Below are 18,478 nucleotides of genomic sequence, written 5' to 3' on the forward strand. Positions count from 1 at the left end.
CCCGGCGACGGCCGGGCGGGTCGCGGCGAGCGGAGTTCTCCTCAGCTCGCCGCCTGCTTCACGAGCGCGCTGATCCTCTCCTCGCTCTCGGCGGTCAGCTCCGTCAGGGCGAAGGCGGTCGGCCACATGGTGCCGTCGTCGAGGTTCGCCGGGTCGTTGAAGCCGAGGGTCGAGTACCTCGTCTTGAACTTCTGCGAGGGCTGGAAGAAGCAGACGATCTTGCCGTCCTTGGCGTAGGCGGGCTGCCCGTACCAGAGCTTCGCCGTCAGGGACGGGGCGCTGGCCTTGACGATTGCGTGGATGCGCTCGGCGATGACCCGGTCCTCATCCACCATCTCGGCGATCTTCTCGAGCACGTCCCGCTCCGCGTCGGCGGCCTTCGCGGCCGCGCCCCGGCGCGCGGCCTTCTTCAGCTCCTGGGCGTGCTCCTTCATCGCGGCTCGCTCGTCATCGGTGAACCCGTCGAACTTGCCGCCGGCCGCGGTGGTCTTCTTCGTTTCGCTCATGGTGAGAATCTCCTTGTCCGTGAATCGTCCGTCTTACGAGGTTTCGGCCCCGGGCGGCGGATCAGTGTATGCCGCCCGGAGACCGGCATGCCCTAGCCCCAGGCGCCGGCGATCTGCCGGGTGGTGGCGTTGAGCCGGTTGAACAGGTTGGTGACTCCGATCATCAGGACGATCGCGGCCAGCTGCTTCTCGTCGAAGTAGGTGGCGGCGGTGTCCCAGACCTCGTCGTTGACGGCGTCGGCGCGGTCGGCCAGCCGGGTGGCGGCCTCGGCGAGCGCGAGCGCCGCCCGCTCCTCGTCGGTGAAGTACGGGGTCTCCCGCCAGGCGGCGACCGTGGCCAGCTTCTCCTCGCTCACCCCGGCCTTGCGGGAGGTCTTGACGCCGCCGTCCACGCAGGCGCTGCAGCCGTTGATCTGGCTGACCCGCAGGTGCACCAGCTCCAGCGTCTGCCCCTCGACCCCGCCGGAGTGCACGGCCTTGAAGATCTCCTGGATGGGCTGCATCGCGCCGGACAGGATGACGGCGGGGTTCTGCATACGGGGCTGCATCGGGTTTCTCCTCTTTCAGGTCTGCGCCCCGTTCCCTCGGGGGCGTGGCTCCATGACAGCCTGTGGAGGGCTACCATGACGACGTTGATGGGACACCCTGGGACAGTTGAGACGCCTCTGACCAGCAACGACCGTCTTCACGAAGTTTCATCGGGTGTGGGACAGAAAGCAGGGAAACGGTGGCTGTGCACCAGAAGGCAGCGAAGGCCGCCGACCCGAAGGACGAGCTGGCCGCCCGCCTGCGCCTGCTCCAGGAGGTGTCGGAGCGCGGCGTGCGGGCCCTGGCCCGGGACGCCGGCCTCAGCTCGTCGTCGCTGTCGCGTTACCTCAGCGGCCAGACGCTGCCGCCCTGGCCCGCCGTGGTCGCGCTGTGCCGCCTCCTCAAGCGTGACCCCCGCCCGCTGCGCCCCCTCTGGGAGCGGGCCTCCAACCCCCTGCCGGCGCCCCCGAAGACCAGCCGCCAGGTCCAGCCCCCGTCGCCACCCGCCGGAGCTCCGCGCCCGCCCCGCAACGACCTGCCGCGTGACGTGCCCGACTTCACCGGACGCGAAGCCCAGCTCGCCGCCGTGCTCGCCGGCGTCGAAAGCAGCCGGGTGGTCGCCATCGACGGCATGGCGGGCGTCGGCAAGACCTGCCTGGCGGTCCACGCGGCCCACCGGCTGGGCGCCGACTACCCCGACGCCCAGCTCTACCTGGACCTGCACGGGTTCACCGCCGGGCGGGAGCCGCTCGGTCCCGACCCCGCGCTGCGGGCCCTGCTCGCCGCCCTCGACGTCCCCTCGGAGAAGATCCCGCAGGAGGGCGGCATCGAGCCGCTGGCCGCCTGCTGGCGCTCCGAGCTCGCCCACCGGCGGGCCGTCGTGGTCCTCGACAACGTCGCCGACGCCGACCAGGTCCGCCCGCTGCTGCCCGGCGCCGGCCCCTCCGTGGCCCTGATCACCAGCCGTAACCGGCTGCTGGGCCTGGACGAGGTGCCCCCGGTGTCGCTGGAGGTGCTGACCCCGCAGGAGAGCGCCGAGCTGCTGGCCCGCGCCAGCGGCGACCCGGGCGGGCCCGACAGCCGGCTGGCCCGCGACCCGGAGTCCGCCGCCGAGGTGGTGCGGCTGTGCGGCCAGCTGCCGCTGGCCCTGCGGCTGGCCGCGGCCCGGCTGCGGCACCGGCCGGGCTGGACCGTGGGCATCCTCGTCGAGCGGATGGCGGAGGGGGCCACCGAGTTCGACACGGCGTTCGCCATGTCCGTACGGCAACTGGACCGGACGCAGCGCCGCTTCTTCCGGCTGCTGGGCCTGATGCCCGGCTCCACCTTCGACGAGTACGTGGCGGCGGCGCTGGCGGACATACCGCTGCGCAGCGCCCGGGCGATGCTGGAGGACCTGCTCGACGCGCACCTGGTCCAGCAGCCGGCGGCCGGCCGCTACCGCCTGCACGACCTGGTACGCCAGCACGCGCGCCGGGCCGCCGCCGAGCAGGACTCACCGGCGGAGCTCGACCAGGCGCTGCGCCGGGTGCTCGACTACTACGTCCACGCGGCGGCCGCCGGCGACGCCGCCATGTCGTACCTGACCCCGGACCGGACGGTCTCCGCGGGCCCGCCTCCCCCTGAGCTGCCGCGGTTCGCTGGCAAGCACGCCGCCCTCTACTGGTTCGCCACCGAGTACACCAACCTGATGGCCGTCTTCGAGGCGGCCGTCGCGGCCGGGGCCGACGTGCACGTGTGCGAACTGCCGCGCTTCATGCGGGCGTTCTTCGCGCGGCGCTGCGGCACGACGCACCTCAACGTCCTGTTCGAGCGGTCGCTGGTCGCCGCGCAGCGCCTCGGCGATCCCGTGCAGCTCGCCGATGCGCACAGCGACCTGGGCTTCGCCCGGTACAACGCGGGCCGGATGGCGGAGGCGGAGGCCGCGTACGAGGCGGCGGCGCCGCTGGTGTCCCAGACCGGGGACACCAGGTCGGAGGCCGAGCTGACCATGCGCCGCGGCTACCTGAGGTGGGACGAGGGCTACGTCGAGGAGCCACTCGACCTCTTCCGGCTGGCGGGCAAGCTGTACGCGGACGCCGGCTGCCCGACGGGCGCGGTCCATGCGACCGCGTACGAGGCCTGGGCGATGCTGCAGCTGGGACACCGCGAGGAGGCCGCGCGGCTGGCCCGCGCGGCGCTGGACACGCCGCACACCGACCCCGCGTGGCCGCCCACGCTGACGGCCAGGATCACCCTCGGCGTGGCCATCGCCCCCGAGGCGCCCGGAGAGGCGCTGGAGCACCTGGAGCAGGCGCTGACGCTGGCCCGCGAGGACGGCCACAAGCACAACGAGGCGTGGTGCCTCAACTGCATGGGCGTCGCGCTGCGGCAGATGGGCCGGTACGAGGAGGCGCTGGCGAGCCACCGGCAGGCGTTCGCGCTGCTGGAGGAGCTGTTCGAGGAGCACTGGAAGATCCATTTCCTCAACGGCTACGCCGAGACCTGCCGCCTGGCGGGCCTGCCCGAGGAGGCCCTGCGCCTGCACCGGGAGGCCCTGGAGCTGGCCCCGAAACTGGGCTACCGGTACGCGGAGGCACTGGCCCACGAGGGGATCGCCGCGGTCCTCGACGAGAGCGACCCGCCCACGGCCGCCGAACACCGCGCGGCCGGCCAGGCCATCCTCCAGGAGCTCAAACCGGGGACCTGACGCGACCGGCCGACGGATATCGCCACGCGGATTCGGTCCTGTAAAAAATCTTTGCGCAGAATGAGCAGAACCCTGGACTCGCCGTTCGGGGGCAGGCGAAAATCCGATCGTCAACCGAAGATCGTGGAAACGCCGGGCAGCTCTTGTCCCGCGCGTAACCCCTGCTCAACACGGGCGAGGACGTATGCGGGTAGTGCGTGGGCTGCTTACGGCGGCGCTGATCTTAACGAGCTCCCCGGCGGTCGCCGCCCGGGCCGACGAGGCGCCGGAGCCGCCGAAGGCCGTCCAGGAGCCGCCGAAGGCCGAGGAGTCCGCGGTCGCGGCCGCTCGCAGCGCCGGCCGGCCGGTGGAGATCGAATCGATGCGTACGGAGACCCGCCAGGTCTTCGCCAAACCGGACGGCACGCTCTCGATGGAGATGAACGTCCGCCCGGTGCGCGTCCGGCAGGCGGGCGGCTGGGTCCCCGTCGACACCACGCTCCGCCTCAACCCCGACGGCTCGGTCAGCCCGGCCGCGACGGCGATCGGGCTGAGGTTCTCCGGCGGCGGCGACGCCCCGCTGGCCAAGCTGTCGCGCGGCGCCAAGTCCCTGGAGCTGGGCTGGCAGGGCACGCTGCCCAAGCCCACGCTGAACGGCGACACCGCCACCTACGCCGAGGTCATGCCAGGCGTGGACCTCCAGGTCACCGCGGACGTGGACGGCTTCTCCCACATCCTGGTGGTCAAGTCCCGGGCCGCCGCGCAGAGCATGACGGAGCTGACGTTCCCGCTGTCGGCCTCCGGCCTGTCGGTCGAGTCGGACCAGGCGGGCAACATCGAGGCCGTCGACAAGAACGAGGGCACGATCTTCACCGCGCCCACCCCGAAGATGTGGGACTCCAAGGGCATCACGAGCCCGCAGGCGCTCAAGGAGGGCCGCTCCCCGGAGGCGCGCGAGGCGACGATGGGCGTGGAGCTGGCGGGCAGGCAACTGCGGCTCAAGCCCGACAGAAAGATGATGACGGACCCGAAGACCAAGTTCCCCGTCTATCTCGACCCGTACTTCTCGGCCGCCCGCAACGCCTGGACGGCGGTCTGGAGCAACTGGCCCAACTCCAACTACCTCAACTCCAGCGACGTCGCCCGGGTCGGCCACGTCGAGTCGCAGAAGAACCGCTCGTTCTTCCAGATGAACACCGGCTCGACCATCCACGGCAAGCAGATCATCAAGGCGACGCTGCGCACGTACGAGACGTGGTCGTACTCCTGCAGCGCCCGCAAGGTCGAAGCCTGGGCCACCAACACCATCAGCAAGGCCACGACCTGGAACAAGCAGCCGTCGTGGGTCAAGCTGCTGTCCACGGTGAACGTGGCCAAGGGCTGGGGCTCGTCCTGCCTGCCCGGCGGCGTCGAGTTCGACGTCACCCCGCAGGTCGTGGACGCCGCCGCCAAGAAGTGGCCCAACGTCACGATCGGCCTGCGGGCCACCAGCGAGACCGACGTGTACGCCTGGAAGAAGTTCAAGAACAACCCGAGCCTGGTCATCGAGTACAACTCGATCCCGTCCGACCCGGTGGCCGCCGACGCCTGGTCGGACCCGGGCGGCCCCTGCGTCTCCGGTGACGAGCGGCCGGTCATCAGCACGGCCACCCCCAAGCTGTGGGCCAAGCTCAAGGACACCGACAACTCGGTCAAGGGCCGCTTCGAGTGGTACAACGCCGCCGGCACGAAGACCGGCGAGTACGTCACCGCGACCGGTTCGTCCGGCTCCGCCTACTACGCGACGATCCCGGTCAGCCTGTACGCGGACGGCGCGCTGATCCGCTGGCGGGTCCGGGCCGAGGACGGCAAGGCCAACAGCGCCTGGAGCCCCTGGTGCGAGGCCACCGTGGACGCCACCGCCCCCGGCAGGGAGCCGGTCGTGACCTCGCCCGAGTACGCCGAGGAGGGCTGGAACGACGGCGTCGGCCTGGCCGGCACCTTCAAGTTCGACCCCAACGGCGTCACCGACGTGGCCGCGTACGTCTACGGCCTGGACACCACGCCCAAGTCCGAGGTCGCGCCCGCCGCGGACGGCACGGCCACGATCGCGCTCACCCCGCGCCACGACGGCCCCAACGTCCTGTCGGTACGCAGCAAGGACCGCGCGGGCCAGCTCGGCCCGATCCGCACCTACGTCTTCAACGTCAACTCGGGCCGCGCGCCCAGCGGCCACTGGGCCATGAACGAGGGCCAGGGCGGCGTCACCGCCGACGCCGCCGGCGCGCACCCCGCCACCCTGTACGGGACGTCGTGGACCACCGGCAGGACCGGCGCGGGGCTGAAGCTGGCCAACGCCTACGCCCAGACCTCCGGCCCCGTCACGGACACCAGCCGAAACTTCACCGTCACGGCCTGGGCCCGCCTGACCGGCAACGCGGCCACCGCCACGGTCGTCACCCAGGAAGGCTCCAGGACCGGCGGCTTCACACTCCAGTACTCCAAGTCCGACGACCGCTGGGCCCTGCTCCGCCCGGGCTCCGACGCCGACGGCGCCGCGACGGTCAAGGCCCTGTCGGCCGCCGCTCCCAGGCTGAACGAGTGGACCCACCTGGCCGGCGTCTACGACTCCGCCGCGGGCCAGATCTCCCTCTACGTCAACGGCAAGCTCGAATCCACGGTCGCCGCCACCTCACCGTGGAACGCGGCCGGACCCCTCACCATCGGCCGCGGCAAGGTCAACGGCGCGGCGGCGGACCACTGGGCGGGCGACCTCGACGAGGTCCGCGTCTACGGCCGCGCCATGTTCGCCGACGAGCTCGCCGACCTGGTCAACAGCGCTGCCACGCTGGTCGGCCACTGGAAGCTGGATGAGGAGTCCGGCCTGACGGCCGCCGACTCGTCGGGCAGGGGGACGCCCGCGACCCTGTCCGGCGGGGCCTCGTGGACGGCCGGCTGGCTGGACGGCGCTCTCGCGCTCGACGGCGTCAACGGCTACGCCCAGGCCGGCGGGCCCGCGGTCAACACCAGGACGGGGTTCACCGTGGCCGCCTGGACACAGCTCGACTACCTGCCCACCCGCGACACCGCCGCCGTGGCCCAGCCCGGCAGCCGGGCCGCCGGCTTCCAGCTCGGCTTCGACAAGGAGCAGGGCCGCTGGACCCTGGGCATGGCCGCCGCCGACAGCGACACCGCCGCACTCGCCCGCACCCGCTCCGACGCCATCCCGACCCCGCTGGAGTGGGCGCACGTGGCCGGCGTGTACGACCCGCTCGCCGGGGAGCTGCGCATCTACGTCAACGGCCAGCTGCAGTCCGCGACCGTCACCGACCACGTCAGCGCATGGAACGCCACCGGCCCGCTCCAGCTCGGACGGACCAAGGCGGCGGGCGCCTTCACCGGCTACTGGCCGGGGATCGTGGACGACGTCCGCACGTACGACGGCGTGCTGAGCGCCGAGCAGATCGCTCAGCTGGCCGCCCAGTAGGTCCCGCCCAACACCGCCGGCCGCCCCGAGCAGGGCGGCCGGCGGTCCTCAGCCGCCCAGGGCGAGTCGGCAGCCGGCGCGGCCACGGCCGCGCCAGGTCCAAGAGCCTGCTGACAAAGGATTTGGTCGCTGAGGCCGGGACAGGGATGCCCTGGTCGGGCCCCATCTTCGAGCGATACGCCCGGCGGCGGGCAAGATACGCGCGTACCCCGCAAAATCGGTTGCGCAGGTCGTCATGATGGTGACATGACGTGGACAGCACCCGACGTAGAGCGGGGATCTCGGACGGACATGGCCTGTGGCGAACGCGAGATGCTGGATGACTGGTTGAAGCTCCGCCGGGTGTTCCTGCTGCGCAAATGCGCCGGCCTCACCTCCGAGCAACTGAAGACCGCCTCCGTGGAGCCGTCCAACCTGACGCTGCTCGGCCTCCTGCGACACATGACGGAAGTCGAGCGCTGGTGGTTCCGGGAGAAGTTCCTGCACGAAAACTTGCCTGAGCTGCACATCACGGAGGAGTACGAAGACGGCGACTTCGACCTGGTGGCCGACGCCGACGCCGAGGCGGACTACGCCGCCTTCCTCGCGGAGACGGCTGCCTGCGACGCCGCGGTTGCGGACATCGACCTCGATGAGCTGGCCGACGACCCCCGGGCGCCGACCGGCAAGGTCAGCCTCCGCTGGATCTACATCCACCTCCTGGAGGAGTACGCGCAGCACACCGGGCACGCCGACCTGATTCGGGAGCGCATCGATGGGACCACGGGAGCGTAGCGGCTCTCCCGGCATCACCCGTATCCAGTGCCGCAGCATCCAACGTTTGCCCCATGGCCCAGGCGTCGGCCCCACTGCTTGGATCATGCTTCTCCCGATATGAGCTGCTCAGCACGATCCTGGGATCTCAGGAGCTTTCCACGAAGCGCGCGCCCGGCCCGGGCGTGCGGCAGACGGCTTCCGGGGCGAGGTGGCTGTGCCCCGCAGCGCACTCGAGGACGACCTTGACCGGCTCGTCGCAGGAGCTCGCATCGTCGACGGGCCGGTGCCGGACGATGACCGACGGGCCCTGCGGGTCGGCGAGGTACGTGTCGCCCCATTCCAGGAGCGCCACGAGCGTGGGCCGCAACGCCCGGCCCTGCTCGGTGAGCTCGTAGGCGAAGCGCTGCCGATCCCCAGGCTCCTGATAGGGCACGCGGCGCATCACTCCCGCGGTCACCAAGGTCTCGAGCCGAGTCGCCAGGAGATTCCTGGCGATCCCGAGGCGGGAGTGGAACTCTCCGAACCGGCGCGCGCCGTCCAGCGCTTCACGAACGATCAGCAGCGACCAGCGCTCCCCCACCACCGAGAGGGCGCGCGCCACCGAGCAGTTCACTGGGTCGATTCGCCGCGTCTCCATGGGACGAGTGTACCCACCTGGGTTTACAAGCTGCACTTAGCCCTCCTAGACTCCGGCCTGAGTTGAAGAACTAAACTCATGAAGGAGATCGACCATGCCCATGCTCGACGTGTACATTCCCGACGGCGCGCTCCAGCCGGACGCCGAGGCGGCCCTGCTGAACCGCATCACCGAGATCCTCGTCCGCAACGAGGGATTCGACCCCGCCGACCCGGTGAGCCGTTCCGTCTCCTGGCTCTGGCTGCACCGACCGGCCGGCATCTACGTCGGCGGAGAACCCGCGGACGCACCTCGCTACAAGGTCGTCCCGTCCGTCCCCGAGGGCCAGCTCGACGAGCAGAAGCGTGCGAGCGTCATCGCCGAGGTCACCGAGGCAATCCTCGACGCGGAGAACGGCGCCTGGCCGCGTGACGCCAGCCGGATCTGGGTGTTCCCCACCGAGATCCCCGAGGGTCACTGGGGCGGCTGGGGCCAGATCAGGCCGCTCGCAACGATCCTCGCCCGACTCACCGGTGACGACACCAAGCGGGCCCGTACGCTCGCGCGTGAGCGGATCGCTGCCACCCGAGCCGAACACGCCCGCCTGCCCTGATGAGCGGCGAACGAAGTGGGGATCGATGCGGCCGGTGACACAGTCGTTAGGCTCAGCCCGATTCAGGCGACGTTGGCCTTGGCCACGACCTCGCGGAGGCGTTCGTCGGTGGCGTGCTGGTTCCGCCAGATGATGTAACGGCGGATCATGCTGCCCTGCTCTTTGTGGGTGGCGCGGTCGGTGCCGTCCAGGGTGAAGTAGCGCAGGGCGGTGAACTGGCAGTTGTCGAGCACGAACGCGATGCGGATCTCGGGCGCGTAGAGACCGCGCAGATAGCGGCAGAATTCTAGGAACCTGGTCCGGTGCTTCCTCGGCTTGATGTGGCCGTAGAGCTTGTCTTTGCCCAGGTCGTAGGCGGCGAACAGGTGTCTGACCCCGTGCGGGCGGGTGTAGGTCGCCCGTCGGCGGGGCCTCGGTTCCCGGCCGGGCTCCTCGTGCCGCCCACCGCGCTCGGCCCACTGCCGCCCAGGGCGGGACTGGAGGTTAGGCGGGCCGAACTCGTCCAGGCAGAAGACGACTTCAGGCTCACCCTCCTCTGGCATGACCTCGCCGTCGGCGATCGCGTAGAGGTGCTCGACGCGGGCCTTCTTCGTGGCGTAGTCCCGGTCGCGGGACGTCTTCCAGGTCTTTATGCGCTGAAACGACACGCCACCTGGGCCCGCCACCAGGTCACCACCGACCCGGTGCCTCTGCGGACAATCCGCAGCAGGCGCCGGCCCCCGTCGTCATCGATCTCGCGGACGCGTACCCGTTCTGCCGCCCGGACAGCCTGGCGACACCGCGCCGCACGGACCAGCATCCGAACGGCGCGTCACGTCACTACGGGGCAAAGGTTCTCTGATGCGGCACTAGCTCCTGGCACCTCACCCGACGTACCCACTGATCAGCTGAGCGGTGGTTAGCCGTAGCTCCAGCGCTCCTGGTTACCGAGTTGCGTAGACAACACCTCAGCTATCAGGAGCCAGCTCCTGTCCGCAGGCGTATCGCTCGAAGTGCGGCTCGACCCGGACCCAGCCATGGCCTCGCTCTTGCGGGTGTCCTTGTGTCGCAACCGCGAGAGCTCGTGTTCTTACGACGCGGGATTGACGGATACCCATACCGCAACTAGCTTGGTTGCAGTATCCGCAGTACGGCGGACGTTGACCGAAGGGTGAGAGCGGTGAGCCTCAGCAGCAGGAGCGCTGTCGCGATTCATGCGCTCACGATGCTGGGTCGCTGGGATCGCTCGCTGACCTCGGCCGAGATCGCCGACAGCCTGGCGAGCAATCCAGTGCTCGTGCGACGCATCCTCGGCAGCCTGCGGGATGCGGGTCTGGTGTGGTCGACGGAAGGTCGCGGGGGCGGATGGTCGCTCGCTCGTCCCGCTCGCGAGATCACGCTCTACGACGCACATGTCGCCGTGGAGGCAGGGCCGATCCTGTCGCGGCACACCCATCCACCCAGCGAGGCGTGCGAGGTCGGCCGCCACATGCAGACCCTCCTTGAGACGGAGTTCCGGGAGGCCGAACAGGCCATGCAGGAGCGACTGGGCCAGACGACCATCGCCCACCTGGTCCATCAGGTGCTGACCAAAGAGCGCAAACCGGCGACACGACAGCAGTAGCCCCGGACAACGGCGGAGAGGACGTCTCCGCCGTTTCTCTTAACCTTAACTGTAACCAACCTGGTGGCAGTCATGGCCACGCGGAGGGACGCTGGATGACAACCACATCGAGCAGAACAGGACGAACCGGTTCTGCGCCGGCACTGCTGGCTGTGTTGACGCCGGCGATGCTCGCCACGGTCATCGCCAGTGACATGGTCAATCTGATGCTCCCGTCGATCGGTGAGGAGTTCGGGGCTTCAGAGGCCGAGCTCGCCTGGGTTGTCACCGGCTTCCTGCTGATGTTCTCGGTCGGCATCCCGTTCTACGGCCGCATCTCCGACCAGGTCAGTCTCCGACGCCTGTTCTGCTTCGCATTGGTGACTTACGCCGCGGGGAGCCTGATCTCCGCGCTTGCGCCGGGGCTCCTGGTGCTCGTGCTCGGCCGGATCGTGATGGGGGTGGGCGCGGCCGGGTTGCCCGTGCTGTCGATCATCGCCGTCACCAGGCTGATGCCCAAGGACAAGCGAGGGATGGGGATCGGCGTCGTGTCCGCGGCCACAGGGATCGGCACCGCCGCGGGACCGGCCCTCGGTGGTGGGATCGGCCAGTTCCTCGGCTGGCCCGCACTGTTCTGGATGATGCTCGTGGTCGCGCTGGCGCTGGTTCCCGCGGCGTGGCGCGTGCTACCAGGCGAGCGCCCGGCCGGCGCGGGCCGCTTCGATCTTCCGGGTGGCATCCTGCTCGGGCTCGGCGCCGGGCTGATCTTGTTCGGGATCACCCAGGCACAGGTCGCCGGTGTCGCGGCCCCGTCGTCCTGGGTCAGCCTCGTGGTGGCCGTGGTGGCGTTCGTGCTGTTCGGGTGGCGTACGGTCCGCCTCCCGGATCCGTTCGTCCCGCCCGCACTGTTCGCCGGCCCGATCTACCGGGCCGCGGTCGTCGTCGCGTTCCTGGCCATGGTCGTCAATCTGGGTGGCATGGTGTTCGTTCCGCTGCTCGTGGTGGACGTCAACGGTCTCGAGCCGGGGGCGGGCGCCCTGGTGATGGTCCCGGCCGGAGTCGCGGTCGCCGTCCTCTCGCCGTTGATCGGTCGCCTCGCCGACCGCATCGCCACCCGGCGGCTCGTGCTGGCGGGGCTGGTGGCCGTGGGGCTGTTCTCCCTGTTCCTCTCTACCTTCGCGGGAGGCAGTTCGGTGATCCCCGCAGGGCTCGGGATCCTCGGGCTCAGTGTCGGCTTCTTCTTCGTGTTGACCCCGATCATCAGCGCGGCCGCGAGTGCGCTTCCGCCCGACCAGGCCGGCGTCGGGCTCGGAATCCTGCAAGGAGCCCAGTTCCTCGGCGCCGGCACCGGCCCCGCCCTCCTCGGCGTGCTGGTGAGCGCGCGGCAGCAAACCGGTGCTGACGCCTTCAACCCCCTCCATACCGGGCAAGACGGTGCTGCCTATTCCGATGTCTTTCTGGCCATGGCCGTGATCGTCGCCCTCGCAGTGATTGCCGCGTCCAGGATGCGTCCGGCAGCCACCTCGTCCCACCCCGATTCCCGGTCAGTTCGAGGAGGATCGCGTTGAGAACGATCGACGTGTCAGGAGGCGCCTCAGGTATCGGGGAGGGCCCTGACCATCCGGGCGCGAGCCGCACCACCTCCACGGCCCGCGCCCCCCTTCTTCCGCCTCCTCTTCCTGGAGGTTCCCTAAGGGGCTGCCAAGCGGCGGCGCGGCGTCATCTCGTCCAGCACCCGGGGTTCCACGAGACGCTCTTGTTGCCGGAATACGTCGCCTGGGTGGTGTCGGCGACCTGAATGGTGCCGTCAGGGTACTTGTAGATCAGCTTGACCTGGTACGTCTGCACGATCTCGGAGATCAGCGCCGAACGGTTCGGGCCGGCGGGCATCCAGTACGGGCAGAGGGACTTCAGGCTCCGGGGATACCACTCCCCATGGGACTGCTCAATGACGTGATCCCTCGCGGTGGAGTTGTACTCGCCGCCCAGTCCGTTCGCCCACGGGTTGAACGCCACGCCGCTGCTGGGATAGCTGCACACCTGATAGTTCCCCTTGTCGAAGTCGGGGCTCTCCCTACCGGCGGCCACCCCCCAGGTCTCCGTATTGGAGCAGGATTCGTAATAGCGCGTGGAGCCGGTGGGCGTCACCTCCACCGTGATCGACGGCTCGTCGGCCCTGGCAGCGGTGGGCGTACAGACCAACGCCGCGGTCATCGCCGCTGCCGCGGCGCCCACACCGGCGCGCGCCGCCGGATTGTGGCGGAAACTGAAGGCCATCTGATCGTCCTTTCCTTTGAGTGTCATCGCGGTGTGTCCGGTCCGATGAAGGACCAGTACTGAGACCGGCTCCCGTGGAAGCGTTGTTCTCAGTGCCTGCGCGACAGTAAGGAATCGGACTTGGACGTCACTTGGCCCCAACTTGGCGCTGTTACGCCTCCGTTCAGTCGTCGCCATCGCGACGCCGACCGCGCCGCCGGTTGCGACGGAGGGGTGGGTGGACGGCCTTGCCGATGACGTCACGTGCCTCCCATTCCAGGCCGCCGGGTAGTTCCCACCCCCGCCGGTAGGCGACCAGCCGCAGCGCCGTGCCCACGACGACCCCCACGGACGTGCCCACCACTGTAGGCGCGCCCAGCGCCGAGCAGATCACTTGCAAAGCCGCAACCAGGGCTGCGACCGACGCGTATAGGCCGTTGCCCCCGAACACGGCCGGAACGCGCTGCACCAGCAGGTCGCGCGTGGCACCGCCGCCGACTGCGGTGGTGGTGCCGAGCAGGATCGCCGGGAGCCATCCGAGCCCGACGGCCAGCGTTCGCTGTGCCCCCGCGACGGCCCACACGCACAGCGCGATCGCGTCCAGCACGTAGAAGAGCCGGTTCCAATCCCGCTCGGTGAACTTCAGCAAGAACGCCACCCCGGCCCCGGCCAGCGCGATCGGGATGTAGAGGGGATTGGTCAGGGCGAGCGGCGGCCCGTGTTGCAGCAGCACGTCGCGGATCAGTCCGCCGCCCAGGCCGGACACCACCCCGATCACGACGTACCCGAACAGGTCCAGTTCCCGGCGGCGTGCCACCGAGCCGCCGAGCAGGCCGTTGATGAACACCCCGACCAGATCCAGCACCGTCGTGATTGTCTCGACGCGCATAAGCAGGAGCCTAGGGACGCCTGCGAAGAACCGAGGCTGGGCCGCTTGCAGGCTGACCGAACATTTGCGTCTTTTTGGACTGATCGGGCTGTATATGCGGAAATCATCCGCTGTGGGTAGGTGCGAGGGGAGCGGCCGATGTCCATCGCCACGGTGCTGGCCGGGCTTGACACCATCAGGTCCGACCTAGAGGTGTTCTACCGTGACCTGCACGCCCACCCCGAGCTCGGACACCAGGAGAAACGCACCTCGACCCGGGTGGCTGAGCGGCTGCGGGCGTGCGGCTATGACGTGTACGACCAGATCGGCGGCACCGGCGTGGTGGGAGTGCTGGCCAACGGCGACGGGCCGGGTGTGTTGTTCCGCGCCGACATGGACGCCCTGCCGATCAAGGAGCAGACCGGCCTGCCGTACGCGAGCACGGCCACCGACAGCGACGGCCATTCGATCATGCATGCCTGCGGGCATGACACCCACGTCACCGCCCTGCTGGGCGCGGCCAGGCTGATGGCGCGGACCAAGGACGCTTGGAAGGGCACGCACATCGCGCTGTTCCAGCCCGCGGAAGAGCCCGGGGACGGCGCCCGCAGCATGATCGCCGACGGGCTTACTGACCGGATCCCGAAACCTGACGTATGCCTGGCCCAGCACGTGCTGCCCTATCCGGCCGGCCAGGTGCTCACCCGGCCGGGGCCAGCGCTGTCGGCCGCTGACAACTACCGCATCACCGTGTACGGCCGCTCGGCCCACGGCTCCTCTCCCGACCGGGGCATAGACCCGGTGGTGATGGCCTCGATGCTCGTGGTCCGCCTGCAGACGGTCGTCTCCCGCGAGGTCAGCCCGCTCGCCCCGGTCGTGCTGACGGTGGGCAGCATCCACTCCGGCGCCAACCCCAACAACATCCCGGAGACGGCAGAGATCCAGCTGAACGTGCGCACCTACCAGGAGGAGGTGCGGCAGCGCGTCAAGGACAGCATCGCACGCATCGCCCACGCGGAATGCGCCGCCTCAGGTGCTCCCAAGCCACCCGATATCGACCATTTCGGCGCCTTTCCACCCACGATCAATGACGAGGACACCACCCGGCGGGTCGCAACGTCCTTCTCCGCCTTCTTCGGCGAACGGGCGAGGGAACTCGATCTCCAGACGGCCAGCGAGGACTTCAGTGAGATACCAAAGGCGTTCGGCGTGCCGTTCACCTACTGGGGCTTCGGCGGCATAGACCCCGACCGGTACGCGAAGGCGGCCGAGAAGGGCACGATCGCCACCGACATCCCGACCAACCACAACGCCACCTTCGCCCCAGTCATCCAGCCCACCCTGGACACCGGCGTGCAAGCGGCCGTGGTCTCGGCGCTGGCCCACCTGGGGGACGGCGCTGAAGGACCTGCAGCCTGATTCAGCACTCCAGCGAATCACTGCAGCACTAGATGAGTAGGTCCTAAGTCGGGTTAGTGGTCGTAGGCGATCAGTGATCGGGTGATGGGCTGGCCGGTGTGGCGGTTGTGCCAGATGGCGGCGGTCAGGGCCAGGATGCGCTGGACGATGCGGGCACCGACGCCGGTGATCGTCCGGCCTCCGTGCAGTTCCAGGTCGAGCCGGCCTTTGAGGGTGTCGTTGACGGACTCAATCAGCTGGCGGATCGGTTTGAGCAGGCCATCCGAGCGCTTCGAACTTGATCGGGGTTTGAGGTCTCGCCGGGCTCAAGAGGCTTGAGAGGCTTGAGAGGCTTGAGAGGGCTCGTGCCTCGGTGATCCTTCTTGTGGTCGAGGCAAGAAGATCACATAGAGAAGCCACGAGCATGGTCAACGATACGACGCTGCTGCTCGGCCTGGACGGGGCGGCCGTCACGAAGGTCGTCGCCGCAGGTGAGGAATCGCAGGAGGGGTCGGTGGCGCACCTGGCCACCACGGATGAGCGGGCCAGATGCTGCCCGCAGGGCGAGGTTGCCGCGGCCGGATGAAGGAATGGGTGACCACCCGGCCGCGGGACCTGCCGGTCGGCGGGCTGCGGTGTGCGTTGCGTTGGGGTAAGTGTCGCTGGTGCTGTGATCAGCGTCCCGTCCGCGGCAGACGTTCACCGAGCAGGTGCAGCAGATTCCTGCGCGCCATCTCGAACGCCCGGGGCGGACATCGGGATCTCACTCACCCGTCGGCGGAATATTCCCCCAGTATTCGTGAAACGCGCTGATACGCTCACCCGTCACCCCGAGGATGATCGTTTCCCAATTCAGATAGCCGGCCGTGGAGGGCGAGGCGCCACGGGAGTCGTACTCGTACAGGACTCGGTGGCCCATGGTCGTCACGGTTCTTCGCCGGCCGTGAACACGATTGCCGTTGTCCCCGTGGAACCGCGCCCATGCTTCGACAGCGCGCCGCCCGGCCTCGCCCTCGTGGCGCCCTCGCCATTCGCCTTCTGGGAACCAGAAGGAAAAGCGGGGCGTCAACATGGCCAGGAACGGGTCCCATTCCCCAGTGCGCCAGCCGTGGTCGAAGCGGTCCATCGCCCGATCGGCCACGCGCCGTACGCCATCGGCGCCCTGCGGGGAGACGCCCGCCGAAGCGCGTGCCGGAGTGGCCAGTACGGCTGCGCCCGCGAGTGCGCCGACGGCGGCCCCGAACAGGGCCCGTCGAGTCGCGGCCTCACGGCTCTGCGCGGAAGGGCCATTGGTCATCCACATGTGCTGTCTGTCGATCATGAAATGGGATTAGAACAGAGGCAACCGAAAGATGCTGTAAATGCGCTGCCAGCCGAGGTTCGCCGCGTGCCCGAGAAGATGGTCGCGCTGCAGAACCAGGTGGCCGGACGTCCTAGACGAGTAAGTCCTAAGTCGGGTCAGTGGTCGTAGGCGATCAGGGATCGGGTGATGGGCTGGCCGGTGGCTCGGTTGTGCCAGATGGCGGCGGTCAGGGCCAGGATGCGCTGGGCGATGCGGGCGCCGACCCCGGTGACGGTGCGTCCGCCGTGCAGTTCCAGGTCGAGCTGGCCCTTGAGCGTGTCGTTGACGGACTCAATCAGCTGGCGGATCGGCTTGAGCAGCTCTTCGCCGGGGCGAGGGGTGCGGTTGCGGTAGGACGGGCGCAGCAGCCGCACGCCGCGCTCGGTCAGGAAGGTGTCCAGTTCGGCGGAGATGTAGCCCTTGTCAGCGACGATGAGCAGGCCGGGCCGGTCGGCGAGCAGGTGCGGGTCGTGCTCGCAGATGGCCATCAACACCTGGCGTTCGTCGATGTTGGGGGTGGCCAGGGCCCAGGTGATGGGTAGTCCGGCGGGGGTGCAGATCAGGTGCAGGCGCAGGCCCCAGAAGTAGCGGGAGTGGGAGCGGCAGTAGCCGTAGCCGGCCCAGCCGGCCAGGTCCGAGCGTTGGGTGGTGGGGCGGGAGCGGCCGCACTCGATCGGGGTGGAGTCGGCCACCCAGACTGGATCGCTCCACAGGTCGGTGTCGGATGCCAGCACTCGGATAGCCCGTTTGAGCAGCGGCAGGGCCTTGTGCAGGCGTTTGTTGTAGCCGGACTGGCCGGGCAGGTAGGGGAAGGCGCCGGGCAGGTGCTTGGGGACGTAGCGCAGCCAGCGCGCCTCGGAGTGGATGCCGAGCAGGACCTGGGCGACGGCCAGGGTGAGCAGTTCGGCGTCGGTCAGCTGCGGCTTGCGTCCCAGTCGTGGCTGATGTCCGAGCCAGTCGTCGATGCTGACGTACAGTGCGGTGAGAAGGGTGTTGAGGTCTGTTGTCACAAACCGATCGTCAACACCCTTCGCTATGTACGCACTCCGTACCGCAGCTACTTAGGACTTACTCGTCTAGGGAATCTGCGGCGGCTGACGCTGCGATTATGCCAAGCCACCAGTGCCGTCATCGGTGACGGCGGGCGAACGGTGATCCAGTCGGCGCGAGATCACGGGGTGTCCTGGCCGATCGTATCCGCCGCGTTCACCGCGCACGCCCGCCGGGTGCTGCCCGCCCAGCCGAAGTCGGTCACCGTGCCGGGCATTGACGAGGTCCGCCGGGGCCGTGCTCGCTGAGTGCTGGAGGAGCCGCCGCCTCACCGTGCAGATCCGGGGCGGCGCGGACGCAAGGGCAACCGCGAGTGGGAACTGCGCAACCGGCTGACCCGCTCCGCGGCCCGGGACGCACGGCTCCCAGCTGGATCCGATGGTCCATGACCTGCAAGCCCTGCCCATGCAGCTGGGCCAGCCGATCCTGGCCGCCTGGAAGGCCAAGGAAGATCTGCTGGACCTGCTCGCCCTGGGCCGCACCCACCCCGACCGCGCAGTCACCGCCGACCGGCTGTTTCGCTTCTACGACCGCTGCGCCACCTCCGGCCTGCCCGAACTCGAACGCCTGGCCACCACGATCGACACCTGGTGGCCGGAAATCCTCGTCTTCATTCGGGCCGGCATCACCAACACCGGCTCCGAAAGGCACCAACCGCGTCATCAAGACCACCGCCCGCGACGCCTATGGCTTCCGCAACCCCGAAAACCAGCGTCTACGCATCCGCTGTGCTACCACCCGACGCGGACGCGGACACCTCAACCCCGCCTAAATTCGAAGAGCCGCCATCCGGCGATGCCGTTCATGCCGTGGATGTAGGCCTCCCCCAGCT

The 18,478-nt window shown here is 69.3% G+C and carries 17 protein-coding genes and 1 pseudogene; 9 read left to right on the top strand and 9 right to left on the bottom strand.

Going from position 1 to position 18,478, the window contains the following annotated elements; genetic code table 11:
* Positions 1–41: 41 nt before the first annotated feature.
* A complete protein-coding gene (locus H4W80_RS27510; protein ID WP_192787733.1) occupies positions 42–506 on the bottom strand; it encodes an iron chaperone in 465 nt (154 codons plus the stop codon).
* A gap of 92 nt (positions 507–598) precedes the next feature.
* Entirely contained in the window at positions 599–1,054 is a 456-nt protein-coding gene (locus H4W80_RS27515) for a carboxymuconolactone decarboxylase family protein (RefSeq protein ID WP_192787734.1), read from the bottom strand.
* A gap of 179 nt (positions 1,055–1,233) precedes the next feature.
* On the opposite strand from H4W80_RS27515, the gene H4W80_RS27520 reads away from it, so the two are divergent.
* The 3 genes from H4W80_RS27520 to H4W80_RS27530 all read left to right on the top strand — a co-directional run bounded on the left by H4W80_RS27520 (position 1,234) and on the right by H4W80_RS27530 (position 7,939).
* A complete protein-coding gene (locus tag H4W80_RS27520; protein WP_318787083.1) occupies positions 1,234–3,720 on the top strand; it encodes a tetratricopeptide repeat protein in 2,487 nt (828 codons plus the stop codon).
* 184 nt (positions 3,721–3,904) lie between these two features.
* Complete coding sequence (locus tag H4W80_RS27525) at positions 3,905–7,165, top strand: LamG-like jellyroll fold domain-containing protein (RefSeq protein ID WP_192787735.1); 3,261 nt, start codon at positions 3,905–3,907, stop codon at positions 7,163–7,165.
* Between the two features lie 246 nt (positions 7,166–7,411).
* Complete coding sequence (locus tag H4W80_RS27530) at positions 7,412–7,939, top strand: DinB family protein (RefSeq protein ID WP_192787736.1); 528 nt, start codon at positions 7,412–7,414, stop codon at positions 7,937–7,939.
* A gap of 127 nt (positions 7,940–8,066) precedes the next feature.
* Here the strand turns inward: H4W80_RS27530 and H4W80_RS27535 are convergent, their stop codons facing one another.
* Complete coding sequence (locus tag H4W80_RS27535; protein ID WP_192787737.1) at positions 8,067–8,558, bottom strand: winged helix-turn-helix transcriptional regulator; 492 nt, start codon at positions 8,556–8,558, stop codon at positions 8,067–8,069.
* A gap of 94 nt (positions 8,559–8,652) precedes the next feature.
* On the opposite strand from H4W80_RS27535, the gene H4W80_RS27540 reads away from it, so the two are divergent.
* Positions 8,653–9,150: a tautomerase family protein gene (locus H4W80_RS27540; protein ID WP_185071978.1), complete on the top strand. Its 498-nt coding sequence runs from the start codon at positions 8,653–8,655 to the stop codon at positions 9,148–9,150.
* 62 nt (positions 9,151–9,212) lie between these two features.
* On the opposite strand, the gene H4W80_RS27545 is transcribed toward H4W80_RS27540, so the two are convergent.
* The gene (locus H4W80_RS27545) at positions 9,213–9,797 is read right to left on the bottom strand and encodes a transposase (protein WP_225963690.1); all 585 of its coding nucleotides are present in this window, start codon (positions 9,795–9,797) and stop codon (positions 9,213–9,215) included.
* Between the two features lie 512 nt (positions 9,798–10,309).
* On the opposite strand from H4W80_RS27545, the gene H4W80_RS27550 reads away from it, so the two are divergent.
* Together H4W80_RS27550 and H4W80_RS27555 are read left to right on the top strand one after the other, a co-directional pair.
* A complete protein-coding gene (locus H4W80_RS27550) occupies positions 10,310–10,753 on the top strand; it encodes an Rrf2 family transcriptional regulator (protein ID WP_318787084.1) in 444 nt (147 codons plus the stop codon).
* Positions 10,754–10,848: 95 nt separating this feature from the next.
* Positions 10,849–12,300: an MFS transporter gene (locus tag H4W80_RS27555; RefSeq protein WP_192787738.1), complete on the top strand. Its 1,452-nt coding sequence runs from the start codon at positions 10,849–10,851 to the stop codon at positions 12,298–12,300.
* A 151-nt stretch (positions 12,301–12,451) separates the two neighbouring features.
* On the opposite strand, the gene H4W80_RS27560 is transcribed toward H4W80_RS27555, so the two are convergent.
* Together H4W80_RS27560 and H4W80_RS27565 are read right to left on the bottom strand one after the other, a co-directional pair.
* A complete protein-coding gene (locus tag H4W80_RS27560; protein ID WP_192787739.1) occupies positions 12,452–13,009 on the bottom strand; it encodes a hypothetical protein in 558 nt (185 codons plus the stop codon).
* Positions 13,010–13,172: 163 nt separating this feature from the next.
* Positions 13,173–13,877, bottom strand: a complete 705-nt coding sequence (locus H4W80_RS27565; RefSeq protein ID WP_192787740.1) for a trimeric intracellular cation channel family protein — start codon at positions 13,875–13,877, stop codon at positions 13,173–13,175.
* 138 nt (positions 13,878–14,015) lie between these two features.
* Between H4W80_RS27565 and H4W80_RS27570 the strand changes: the two genes are divergently transcribed.
* Entirely contained in the window at positions 14,016–15,275 is a 1,260-nt protein-coding gene (locus tag H4W80_RS27570) for an amidohydrolase (RefSeq protein ID WP_192787741.1), read from the top strand.
* A gap of 53 nt (positions 15,276–15,328) precedes the next feature.
* Here H4W80_RS27570 and H4W80_RS61135 read toward each other — a convergent pair.
* Positions 15,329–15,538: pseudogene (locus H4W80_RS61135) on the bottom strand (IS982 family transposase); the annotation flags it as partial.
* A 140-nt stretch (positions 15,539–15,678) separates the two neighbouring features.
* Between H4W80_RS61135 and H4W80_RS27575 the strand changes: the two are divergent.
* Positions 15,679–15,840, top strand: coding sequence for a hypothetical protein (locus tag H4W80_RS27575; protein ID WP_192787742.1), 162 nt, complete (start codon positions 15,679–15,681; stop codon positions 15,838–15,840).
* A gap of 177 nt (positions 15,841–16,017) precedes the next feature.
* Here H4W80_RS27575 and H4W80_RS27580 read toward each other — a convergent pair whose 3' ends face one another.
* On the bottom strand, positions 16,018–16,575 hold the full coding sequence (locus H4W80_RS27580) for a nuclear transport factor 2 family protein (RefSeq protein WP_192787743.1): 558 nt from the start codon (positions 16,573–16,575) through the stop codon (positions 16,018–16,020).
* Between the two features lie 137 nt (positions 16,576–16,712).
* Positions 16,713–17,606, bottom strand: a complete 894-nt coding sequence (locus H4W80_RS27585) for an IS982 family transposase (protein ID WP_192787266.1) — start codon at positions 17,604–17,606, stop codon at positions 16,713–16,715.
* Positions 17,607–18,051: 445 nt separating this feature from the next.
* Between H4W80_RS27585 and H4W80_RS27590 the strand changes: the two genes are divergently transcribed.
* Complete coding sequence (locus H4W80_RS27590; protein WP_420540608.1) at positions 18,052–18,465, top strand: transposase; 414 nt, start codon at positions 18,052–18,054, stop codon at positions 18,463–18,465.
* The last annotated feature ends 13 nt before the right edge of the window (positions 18,466–18,478 follow it).

Source organism: Nonomuraea angiospora, assembly GCF_014873145.1.
In the GTDB taxonomy this organism is placed as follows: domain Bacteria; phylum Actinomycetota; class Actinomycetes; order Streptosporangiales; family Streptosporangiaceae; genus Nonomuraea; species Nonomuraea angiospora.

What these genes read in the sequence shown, in the direction of transcription:
- H4W80_RS27510 (WP_192787733.1), bottom strand. Translation starts at nt 506, where the DNA reads ATGAGCGAAACGAAGAAGACCACCGCGGCCGGCGGCAAGTTCGACGGG.
- H4W80_RS27515 (WP_192787734.1), bottom strand. Translation starts at nt 1,054, where the DNA reads ATGCAGCCCCGTATGCAGAACCCCGCCGTCATCCTGTCCGGCGCGATG.
- H4W80_RS27525 (WP_192787735.1), top strand. Translation starts at nt 3,905, where the DNA reads ATGCGGGTAGTGCGTGGGCTGCTTACGGCGGCGCTGATCTTAACGAGC.
- H4W80_RS27530 (WP_192787736.1), top strand. Translation starts at nt 7,412, where the DNA reads ATGACGTGGACAGCACCCGACGTAGAGCGGGGATCTCGGACGGACATG.
- H4W80_RS27535 (WP_192787737.1), bottom strand. Translation starts at nt 8,558, where the DNA reads ATGGAGACGCGGCGAATCGACCCAGTGAACTGCTCGGTGGCGCGCGCC.
- H4W80_RS27540 (WP_185071978.1), top strand. Translation starts at nt 8,653, where the DNA reads ATGCCCATGCTCGACGTGTACATTCCCGACGGCGCGCTCCAGCCGGAC.
- H4W80_RS27555 (WP_192787738.1), top strand. Translation starts at nt 10,849, where the DNA reads ATGACAACCACATCGAGCAGAACAGGACGAACCGGTTCTGCGCCGGCA.
- H4W80_RS27560 (WP_192787739.1), bottom strand. Translation starts at nt 13,009, where the DNA reads ATGGCCTTCAGTTTCCGCCACAATCCGGCGGCGCGCGCCGGTGTGGGC.
- H4W80_RS27565 (WP_192787740.1), bottom strand. Translation starts at nt 13,877, where the DNA reads ATGCGCGTCGAGACAATCACGACGGTGCTGGATCTGGTCGGGGTGTTC.
- H4W80_RS27570 (WP_192787741.1), top strand. Translation starts at nt 14,016, where the DNA reads ATGTCCATCGCCACGGTGCTGGCCGGGCTTGACACCATCAGGTCCGAC.
- H4W80_RS27575 (WP_192787742.1), top strand. Translation starts at nt 15,679, where the DNA reads ATGGTCAACGATACGACGCTGCTGCTCGGCCTGGACGGGGCGGCCGTC.
- H4W80_RS27580 (WP_192787743.1), bottom strand. Translation starts at nt 16,575, where the DNA reads ATGATCGACAGACAGCACATGTGGATGACCAATGGCCCTTCCGCGCAG.
- H4W80_RS27590 (WP_420540608.1), top strand. Translation starts at nt 18,052, where the DNA reads ATGCAGCTGGGCCAGCCGATCCTGGCCGCCTGGAAGGCCAAGGAAGAT.